General features: G+C 67.2%; 8 protein-coding genes. 2 read left to right on the forward strand and 6 right to left on the reverse strand.

Features of this window, described 5'->3' with window-relative positions; translation table 11 throughout:
* Window positions 1-1,753 (reverse strand): ATP-binding protein (locus PHQ87_RS11475; RefSeq protein ID WP_300234252.1); only part of this gene is annotated, 1,753 nt, incomplete at its 3' end.
* 170 nt (window positions 1,754-1,923) lie between these two features.
* Between PHQ87_RS11475 and PHQ87_RS11480 the strand changes: the two genes are divergently transcribed.
* Complete coding sequence (locus tag PHQ87_RS11480; RefSeq protein ID WP_300234254.1) at window positions 1,924-3,123, forward strand: threonine ammonia-lyase; 1,200 nt, start codon at window positions 1,924-1,926, stop codon at window positions 3,121-3,123.
* A 60-nt stretch (window positions 3,124-3,183) separates the two neighbouring features.
* Here PHQ87_RS11480 and PHQ87_RS11485 read toward each other — a convergent pair whose 3' ends face one another.
* The 5 genes from PHQ87_RS11485 to PHQ87_RS11505 form a co-directional block, all read right to left on the reverse strand.
* Window positions 3,184-4,182 (reverse strand): branched-chain amino acid ABC transporter permease, encoded by a 999-nt coding sequence (locus PHQ87_RS11485; protein WP_300234257.1) that lies wholly within the window; start codon window positions 4,180-4,182, stop codon window positions 3,184-3,186.
* A 17-nt stretch (window positions 4,183-4,199) separates the two neighbouring features.
* Window positions 4,200-5,075, reverse strand: a complete 876-nt coding sequence (locus PHQ87_RS11490) for a branched-chain amino acid ABC transporter permease (RefSeq protein WP_300234260.1) — start codon at window positions 5,073-5,075, stop codon at window positions 4,200-4,202.
* A 45-nt stretch (window positions 5,076-5,120) separates the two neighbouring features.
* The gene (locus tag PHQ87_RS11495) at window positions 5,121-6,311 is read right to left on the reverse strand and encodes an ABC transporter substrate-binding protein (RefSeq protein ID WP_300234263.1); all 1,191 of its coding nucleotides are present in this window, start codon (window positions 6,309-6,311) and stop codon (window positions 5,121-5,123) included.
* A 49-nt stretch (window positions 6,312-6,360) separates the two neighbouring features.
* Window positions 6,361-7,071 (reverse strand): ABC transporter ATP-binding protein, encoded by a 711-nt coding sequence (locus tag PHQ87_RS11500; RefSeq protein WP_300234266.1) that lies wholly within the window; start codon window positions 7,069-7,071, stop codon window positions 6,361-6,363.
* 87 nt (window positions 7,072-7,158) lie between these two features.
* On the reverse strand, window positions 7,159-7,929 hold the full coding sequence (locus PHQ87_RS11505) for an ABC transporter ATP-binding protein (protein ID WP_300234269.1): 771 nt from the start codon (window positions 7,927-7,929) through the stop codon (window positions 7,159-7,161).
* Window positions 7,930-8,270: 341 nt separating this feature from the next.
* Here PHQ87_RS11505 and PHQ87_RS11510 point away from each other — a divergent pair.
* A partial coding sequence (locus PHQ87_RS11510) for a mechanosensitive ion channel (protein WP_300234273.1) occupies window positions 8,271-9,576 on the forward strand: 1,306 nt, incomplete at its 3' end.

Consider the following 9,576-nt stretch of genomic DNA (forward strand, 5'->3'; position numbering starts at 1 on the left):
GCGGCAGTTCGTAGCGTGAGGCCACGTTCAGCATGTCCAGGCTGTACTGCGTGGGCGTGGGCCGCGCGGCGGCGTCGGGCTGGCGGCCCAGCGCCTGGTCGGCGTTGCGCAACTGGCGCTCGATCAGCTCATCGAGCAAGGGCGCCGTGGTGGTGGTCTTGCGCCGGCCGTGTGACCTGGCGGGCGCGGCGGCCAGTTGGGCAAAGCGCATCGCGGTGCGGATCTGCGCCGGCGTCAGCCCCTTGCGCGCGGTCAGGCGCGCCACCAGCGCGTCGGACACCGCCACACCATCGAGCGTCTTGCGCACCAGTTGCTCGCGCGCGCCCGGTGGCGGGCTCTTGAGTTCGAGGTGGTAGGCAAAGCGGCGCCGGAATGCGGGGTCGATCTGCTCGATGCGGTTGGTCACCCAGATCGTGGGCACCGCATTCGATTCGAGGATCTGGTTGACCCAGGCCTTGCCGCTGACGCTGTGGCTGTGCGAGGCCGGGATCTGCGCGGCGCGCGCCATGAGCTGGGCCGCCTCGCTGCTGATGGGGGGGAACACGTCCTCCACCTCGTCGAACAGCAGCGCCGAATGCGCCGTGCCTTTGAGGAACACCTGGGCGATCTGCAGCGAGCGGTAGCGGTCGCGGCCGCTCAGGGCATTGCCGTCGCGGTCGGCATACTCGACCTCGAACAGCTCCAGCCCGGCGGCGGCAGCGACCACGCGGGCCAGTTCGGTCTTGCCAGTGCCCGGCGGCCCGTACAGCAGGACGTTGACACCGGCCTCCCGGCGCGCCACGGCCTCGCGCAGCAGGCCGATGAGCAATCGCACGTCCTCGCCCACATAGTCGAAATCGGCGGTGCCCAGCGCCGAGCGCGCCGCCGGCCGGGTGAACACCGCCATCAGTTCGCTTTCGCTGCGGTACTCGCGCATCAGCACCGGCGGCAGCTTCTCGCTGACCTTCATCAGGTCGGCCAGGTCGGTGATGTTGTGCTCGGAGATCAGGTTCTCGACCATGCCGATGCGCTCCAGGCGCGAACCGGCGCGCAAGGCCTCGCCCACCTCGCTGGCCTTGACGCCGGCCACATCGGCGATGGCCGCATAGGCCTCGGGCGCGTTGTTGACCTTGAACTCCACCAGGATGGAGCGCAGGTCGCGCTGGTAGCGTGCCAGCGTGCCGTACAGCAGCAGGGCGCGCTCGGCACGGTTGAGCTGCAGCAGATTGGCCAGCGCGTCGATGTTCTTTTCCACCAGCGTGGACTGTTTCTTCAGCGCCTGCGACAGCCATTCGCCCGTGGCGGCCAGCACCGACAGCAGGTCGCGCGGCATCTCCTTGGCGTACTCGTCGAGGTAGAAAAACAGCGTGCCTTCCTCGTAGGGGCCGCGCCAGACGCCATAGCGCTCCATGAAAACGGCCGTCGACAGGCCCTCGTGGCCATTCCACAGCTCATTGTCCTTGCAGCGGCGACCCAGGTATTCGCGCAGCCGAGCCAGCACCGTGTACGGCCACACCAGATGCCGGCCGGCCAGCGCCAGCAGGGTGTTGAGATCGCGCCGCACGTTGAAACGCGGCCCCTGGCGCGACGCCAGGACCAGCACGAAGTGCGAGCACATCAGGTCCAGCACCGGCGCCTGGCGCAGCCCCGCAGGCACGAAGACCCGCGTCTCGCCGCCCAGGGACGGCCGCCCGTCGCGGGGCTCGGGCGGCACGCGCGCGGCCCCGGCCCCCCGGGCGGCGGGACCATCGATCGACAACATGCGTTTGCCCATGCACTACCTCCTGACGGTGTGCCGGTGCCGGGTGGTCCACGGCGCTGGCACGCCTGAGCGGACCATAACGCAGCTTGGGCCATCGTGGAAGACACCGGCCATCCGACCGCGCGGGTTCTGCGGGATAGCCATCACCGGCGGCACACCCGAATGTGCGCACAATGACGGGCATGATCGAAATCGACGATGTCAGGGCCGCCGCCGCCCGCCTGACCGACCAGGTGCTGGACACGCCCTGTGTGGCATCCAAGACGCTGTCACAGCTCACCGGCTGCCAGGTGTTCCTGAAATTCGAGAACCTGCAGTACACCGCCTCGTTCAAGGAGCGCGGGGCCTGCAACAAGCTCGCCCAGCTCGCGCCCGACGAGAGGCGGCGCGGCGTCATCGCCATGAGCGCCGGCAACCACGCCCAGGGCGTGGCCTACCACGCCCAGCGCCTGGGCATCCGCGCGGTCATCGTCATGCCCCGCTTCACGCCGGGCGTGAAGATCGAGCGCACACGCGGCTTCGGTGCCGAGGTCGTGCTGCACGGCCACACGCTGGACGAAGCCCGTGCCCATGCCCGCGCGCTGGCCGAGCAGCAGGGCCTGGTGTTCGTCCACCCCTACGACGACGAAGCCATCATGGCGGGGCAGGGTACGGTGGCGCTGGAGATGCTGCGCGATCAGCCCAGCCTGGACGCCCTGGTGGTGGCCGTCGGCGGCGGCGGCCTGATCGCCGGCATGGCCACCGTGGCACGCGCGCTCAGGCCGGACATCGAGATCATCGGCATCCAGACCGAGCGCTTCCCCTCGATGTTCAACGTGATCAAGGGCGAGCACCGCCCCCTGGGCAACAGCACCATTGCCGAGGGCATCGCCGTGGGCACGCCGGGCACGCTGACGCAGGCGGTGATCCGCGAGCGCGTGGACGACGTGCTGCTGGTCGATGAAGGCGACGTCGAGCAGGCCATCGTCATGCTGCTCGAAATCGAGAAAACCCTGGTCGAAGGCGCCGGTGCCGCCTCGCTGGCCGCGCTGCTGCGCTACCCGCAGCGTTTCGCCGGCAAGCGGGTGGGCCTGGTGCTCAGCGGCGGCAACATCGATCCGATGCTGCTGGCCTCCATCATCGAGCGCGGCATGGTACGCGCGGGCCGGCTGGCCCGCATCCGGATCAGCGCACGCGACGTGCCGGGCAACCTGGCGCGCATCACCGCCATCGTCGCCGAGACCGGCGCCAACATCGACGAGGTGCACCACCAGCGCGCCTTCACGCTGCTGGCCGCGCAGAATGTGGCGATCGAACTGGTGCTGCAGACGCGCGGCCCGGCACACCTGCGGCAGGTGATCGAGGCACTGCAGACCGCCGGCTTCGACACCCAGCCGGCCTGACCCCCGGGCCGTACCGGTTCAGGGCGGCTGCGCCAGGAAGTCCAGCGCACCCCGGCAAGCTCAGCGGGACCCGCCGCCGCCCTTGAGGCGCCCCAGCCAGGCAATGATCTCCCCCATGATCCCGCGCCGGAACGCCAGCACGCAGACCACGAAGATCAGGCCGGTGACCATGGTCACCGATTCGCCCAGCGTGTTGAACCACTCGATGCCGGTCAGGCGCGACAGGAAGGTGCCGAACTCACCGATCTTGTTTTCCAGCAGCACCACCACGGCCGAACCGACCAGCGGACCCGAGAGGGTGCCCAGGCCGCCGACCAGCGTCATCAGGATCACGCCGCCCGAGGCCGTCCAGTGCACGTCCGACAGCGAGGCAAAGCCCAGCACCAGGGTCTTGAGCGAGCCGGCCAGCCCCGACAGCGCGGCCGAGATGACGAAGGCCAGCAGCTTGAAGCGGCCCACGTCATAGCCCAGGGAAATGGCGCGCGGCTCGTTTTCCTTGATGCCCTTGAGCACCTGCCCGAAGGGTGAATGCACCGTGCGTGCGATGAGCAGGAAGGCCGCCACCACGATCACCAGGGCCACGTAGTACATGGTCAGGTCGCTCGACAGGTCGAGCACGCCGAACAGCTTGCCGCGCGGCACCGACTGCAGGCCATCCTCGCCGCCGGTGAAGGGCGCCTGCAGCGCGATGAAGAACACCATCTGCGCCAGCGCCAGCGTGATCATCGAGAAATAGATGCCCTGGCGGCGGATCGCCAGCATGCCAAACAGCCAGCCCAGCAGCGCCCCCGTGGCCATCCCCAGGACAAGCCCGATCTCGGGCGTCACGCCCCAGATCTTCATCGAGTGACCCGCAATGTAGGCCGATCCGCCCAGGAAGGCGGCATGGCCGAAGGACAGCAGCCCGGTGTAGCCCAGCAGCAGGTTGAAGGCACAGGCGAACAGCGCGAAGCACATCAGCTTCATCACGAACACCGGATAGGCGCCCATGAACGGGGCCGCCAGCAGGCACAACAGGAGCAGACCGTAGCAGAAGCAGGAGAGTTTCTTGGCATTCATGGTGTTCGGCCCCTCGCTCATTTCTCTTTGCCGAACAGGCCGGCGGGGCGGATCAGCAGCACGATCACCATGATCACGAACACCACGGTGGAGGATGCCTCGGGATAGAACACCTTGGTCAGGCCCTCGATGACGCCCAGGAGCAGACCGGTGACGATGGAGCCCATGATCGAGCCCATGCCGCCGATCACGACCACCGCGAACACCACGATGATCAGGTTCTGCCCCATCAGCGGGGACACCTGGATGACCGGCGAGGCCAGCACGCCGGCGAAGGCCGCCAGCGCCACGCCGAAGCCGTAGGTCAGCGTCACCATCAGCGGCACATTGATGCCGAAGGCCTCCACCAAACGCGGGTTTTCGGTACCCGCACGCAGGTAGGCACCCAGGCGTGTCTTCTCGATCGCGTACCAGGTGACCAGGCACACCGCCAGCGATGCCACCACCACCCAGGCCCGGTACTTGGGCAGGATCATGAAACCGAGGTTGAACGCACCCGAGAGCGCCTCCGGCGTGTCATAGGCGAGGCCCGAGACCCCGTACACCGAGCGGAACACGCCCTCGATCAGCAGCGTCAGCCCCAGCGTCAGCAGCAGACCATAGAGATGGTCAAGCTTGTAGATCCAGCGCAGCAGCGTGCGCTCGATCAGGACGCCGAACGCGCCCACGATCACCGGCGCCGCCACCAGCATCACCCAGTAGTTGACCTCGAAGTAGTTCATCGCCATCCACGTCAGCACGGCGCCCATCATGAACAGGGCCCCGTGCGCGAAGTTGATGACGTTGAGCAGCCCGAAAATCACCGCCAGGCCCAGACTGAGCATGGCATAGAACGAGCCGTTGACCAGCCCCAGGAGGAGCTGGCTCAGCAAGGCGGGCATCGAGATCGACATAGGCAATGGTGTTGGACAGCGTCGGGATCAGGTCGGCTCAGGCGCTCACTTCCAGAGGGCGCACTTGCTCTCGGCCTTGGTCGTGTAGACCTGGTCGCCGGGCAGGGTCTTGACCACCTTCAGGTAGTCCCACGGTGCCTTGGACTCCGAGGGTTGCTTGGCTTCCACCAGGTACATGTCGTGCACCATGCGACCGTCCGGGCGGATCTTGCCGTTCTTGGTGTACGCGTCGTTGATGGTCAGCTTGCGCAGCTCTTCCATCACCTTGTCGGCGTCCGTGGTCCCGGCGGCCTGCACGGCCTTCAGGTAGGTCGCGGTCGCCGAGTAGTCGGCGGCCTGCACATCGGTCGGCATGCGCTTGGTCTTGTCGAAGAAGCGCTTGGCCCAGGCACGCGTGTCGTCGTTCAGGTCCCAGTACCAGCTCGTGGTGTGCAGCAGGCCCCCCGTGTTGCGCAGGCCCAGGCTGTGCACGTCCGAGAGGAACACCAGCAGGCCGGCGAGCTTCATCGACTTGTCGATGCCGAACTCCTTGGCCGCCTTGATCGAGTTGATCGTGTCGCCGCCCGCGTTGGCCAGGCCCAGGATCTGCGCCTTGGAGTTCTGCGCCTGCAGCAGGAAGGACGAGAAGTCGCTCGCGTTCAGCGGCGTGCGCACGGCGCCCACGACGGTGCCGCCCTTTTCCTTCACGATGCGGCTGGTGTCGGCCTCCAGCGCGTGGCCGAACGCGTAGTCGGCGGTCAGGAAGAACCAGCTCTTGCCGCCCTGGTCGACCACCGCGGCACCCGTGCCCTTGGCCAGTGCCACGGTGTCGTAGGCGTAATGCACGGTGTAGGGCGAGCACTGCTCATTGGTCAGCGCCGAGCTGGCCGCGCCGTTGTTGAAATAGACGCGCTTCTTCTCCTGCGCCACCTTGGCCATGGCCAGGGCCGCACCCGAGTTGGTGCCGCCGAACACCATGGTCAGGCCCTGGGTGTCGATCCATTCGCGCGCCTTGCTCGCCGCGATGTCCGCCTTGTTCTGGTGATCGGCCGTCAGCAGCTCGATCGGCTGGCCCAGCACCTTGCCGCCGAAGTCGTCGATGGCCATCTGGATGGCCAGCGCGCCGTTCTTGCCTTCCACGTCGGAGTAGAGGCTGGACATGTCCGTGATCAGGCCGATCTTGACCTGGGCGTTGGCCGCGGTGGCCAGCACCAGCGCGCCGGCCGCCAGGGCGATGGCAGTGAGCTTTCTCTTCATGGCAAACGTCTCCTTTGGAGTGGGTGGGAATGGAACCAGGGGCCGGGCGTCAGACGCCCAGCAGTTCGTTGAGCAAGGGCATCTTTTCCTGCAGTTCGTCGGCGCCGAAATGCAGGGCGATGCGGCCGTGCTCCATCACGTAGAAGCGGTCGGCCAGCGGTGCGGCGAAGCGGAAGTTCTGCTCCACCATCACGATCGTGTAACCCTTGGCGCGCAAGGTGGTGATCATGCGTGCCAGCGCCTGCACGATCACCGGCGCCAGGCCCTCGGAGATCTCGTCCAGCAGCAGCAGGCGTGCGCCCGTGCGCAGGATGCGTGCCACCGCCAGCATCTGCTGCTCGCCACCGGACAGCCGCGTGCCCTGACTCTGTCGGCGTTCGGCCAGATTGGGGAACATGGCGTAGATCTCGTCCACCGGCATGCCCGGCTCGCTGCCCTTGAGCGCCGGTGGCAGCATCAGGTTTTCCTCGGCCGTCAGGCTGGAGAAGATGCCGCGCTCCTCGGGGCAGTAGCCGATGCCGTAGTGGGCGATCTTGTAGGTGGGCAGGTCGATGGTCTCGTGGCCGTTGACCCGGATGCTGCCCTTGCGCGTGCCCGTCAGGCCCAGGATGGCTCGCAGCGTGGTGGTGCGCCCGGCCCCGTTGCGCCCCAGCAGCGTGACCACTTCGCCCGGACGCACCATCATGTCCACGCCATGCAGCACGTGCGACTCGCCGTACCAGGCCTGCAGATCCTTGATTTCCAGTGCCGGCGTGGTCATGATGCCTCCCGCCGGGCCGCCCCAAGGGAGGCATGCGCCCCCCCGGAGGGCAGCGAACCACACGAAGTGAGGAGCGTGGGGGTCATATCAGTGGGCTCCCTGGAGTTCGCCGTCGGTGGTGCCCATGTAGGCCTCCATCACCTGCGGGTTGTTCGACACCTCTTCGTACGGCCCCTCGGCGAGCACCGCGCCGCGCTGCAGCACCGTGATGCGATCGGCGATGGTGGACACCACCTTCATGTTGTGCTCGACCATCAGGATGGTGCGGCCGGCCGACACCTTTTTGATCAGCTGCGTGACACGGTCCACGTCCTCGTGGCCCATGCCCTGCGTGGGCTCATCCAGCAGCATCAGCTCGGGCTCCATGGCCAGCGTGGTGGCGATCTCCAGCGCGCGCTTGCGGCCATAGGGCAGGTTCACCGTGACCTCGTCGGCCAACTCCGCCAGACCAACCTCGCCCAGCAGCTGCATCGCGCGATCCTGGAGCCGGTCGAGCGTGCGCTCGCTGCGCCAGAAATGGAACGACGTGCCCAGCTGGCGCTGCAGGCCCAGACGCACGTTCTCCAGCACGCTCAGGTGCGGGAACACCGCGGAGATCTGGAACGAGCGGATCACGCCGCGGCGCGCGATCTGTGCCGGCCGCTCGCGCGTGATGTCCACGCCGTTGAACACGATGGTGCCCGAGGTCGGCTCCAGGAACTTGGTCAGCAGGTTGAAGCAGGTCGTCTTGCCTGCCCCGTTGGGACCGATCAGCGCATGGATGCTCCCGCGCTGAACGGCCAGATTCACATCGCTGACCGCCGTGAAACCCTTGAACTCCTTGGTCAGGTGGTGTGTCTCGAGTATGACGTCGCTCATGGCGCCTGCGCCGCTCCTTACGGCGATGGTTTTGCTGGCGGGCCGGCCATGGCTGTCTCCTGGCCGCCGCCGGCGTTTCCTTTTTTTGTTGCAATGCATCGTACGTCGGGGCATCGCGCATCGCATACTGGGGTAAAACCTATGCGGGCGTTCCCTGCTGACACCCCCGCGACAGCACGAAAGCCGCCTGACCCCGTGTGCTGGTTCACGCATCCGGTGCGCTTTTTCAATCATCCGCGCGACAACAGCGGCCAAAGGTCACAAAAGCGCCCGCACGGGTTGACGTCACGCACCCCGGTTTGCATGATGACCCCGTATCCACTCTCGATGAGGAGAACGGCATGGACATGCACACGCTATGGGAATCCCTGCAGAGCACGCTGGGCGGCCACATTCCCCAGTTGCTCGGCGCCCTGGGCATCTTCATCCTCGGCTGGGTGATTGCCGTGCTCGTGCGCGCCGGCGCACGGCGCAGCCTGGGCGCGCTGCGCATCAACGAGCGCTTCGGGCGCCTGACCAGCAGCCGGATCGATATCGAGGGTGCGGTGGGTCTGGCCCTGTTCTGGGTCGTCCTCCTGTTCACCCTGGTGGCGGTCTTCAATTCGCTCGATCTGGCCACCGTCTCCGGCCCCTTCACGGCCTTCACCACCGAACTGTTCGCCTACGCACCCCGTCTGCTGGGCGGCATGGCCCTGGCGCTGGTGGCCTGGCTGCTGGCCAGCGTCGTGCGGCTGGTGTCGCAAAAGCTCCTCGACCGCACCACCCTCGACGAGAAGCTGTCCGAGCACGCCGACATGTCACCCATCGGCGACAGCCTGGCCGGCGCCCTGTTCTGGCTGGTGATCCTGCTGTTCGTACCCGCCATCCTGGGCGCCCTGGGCCTGCAGGGCCTGCTGGACCCGCTGACCGGCATGATGACCAAGGCGCTGGACATGCTGCCCAACGCGGTCGCTGCCCTGGTGATCGGTGGCGTCGGCTGGATCCTGGCCACCGTGCTGCGCAACCTGACCACCAACCTCACGCGCACCGCCGGTGTCGACAAGGTGGGCGAGCGGGCCGGCATCGGCGAGGCGGTGCGCCTGTCCGGCGTCATCGGCATGCTGGTGTTCGTGGTCGTGTTCGTGCCTTCGCTGATTGCGGCACTCGATGCGCTCAAGATCGATGCCATCTCCAGGCCCGCCACCGACATGCTGGGCATGATCCTGGAGGCCGTGCCCCACCTGATCGCGGCCGCGCTGATCCTGGTCGTCACCTGGCTGGTGGCCACCTTCGCCAGCCGCCTGCTGGCCAGCCTGCTGGCCACACTGGGCTTCGACACCCTGCCCGAGCGCATCGGCCTGGGCCATGCCTTCAGCCAGGTCAGCGCCTCGACCTTCGTCGGCCGTGTGGCGCTGTTCTTTGCCATGCTGTTCGCCACCGTCGAGGCCGCCAACCAGCTGGGCTTCGAGCAGGTCGGCGGCATCGTCGAGACCTTCATCCGCTTCGGCGCCGACATCCTGCTGGGCTCGGCCATCCTGATCATCGGTTTCTGGCTGGCCAATGTGGCCTTCACGGCCATCGACCGGGCCGCCGGCCCCAACAGCAAGGGTCTGGCACGCATTGCGCGTTTCGCCATCCTGGCGCTGGTGGTGGCCATGGGCCTGCGCG

The sequence above is a fragment of the Hydrogenophaga sp. genome (assembly GCF_028698005.1).
Classification (GTDB): Bacteria; Pseudomonadota; Gammaproteobacteria; order Burkholderiales; family Burkholderiaceae_C; genus Hydrogenophaga.

Bases quoted from the DNA above. Each gene is read 5' to 3' on its own strand.
- PHQ87_RS11490 (WP_300234260.1), bottom strand. From the start codon at position 5,075: ATGTCGATCTCGATGCCCGCCTTGCTGAGCCAGCTCCTCCTGGGGCTG.
- PHQ87_RS11495 (WP_300234263.1), bottom strand. From the start codon at position 6,311: ATGAAGAGAAAGCTCACTGCCATCGCCCTGGCGGCCGGCGCGCTGGTG.
- PHQ87_RS11500 (WP_300234266.1), bottom strand. From the start codon at position 7,071: ATGACCACGCCGGCACTGGAAATCAAGGATCTGCAGGCCTGGTACGGC.
- PHQ87_RS11480 (WP_300234254.1), top strand. From the start codon at position 1,924: ATGATCGAAATCGACGATGTCAGGGCCGCCGCCGCCCGCCTGACCGAC.
- PHQ87_RS11485 (WP_300234257.1), bottom strand. From the start codon at position 4,182: ATGAATGCCAAGAAACTCTCCTGCTTCTGCTACGGTCTGCTCCTGTTG.
- PHQ87_RS11505 (WP_300234269.1), bottom strand. From the start codon at position 7,929: ATGAGCGACGTCATACTCGAGACACACCACCTGACCAAGGAGTTCAAG.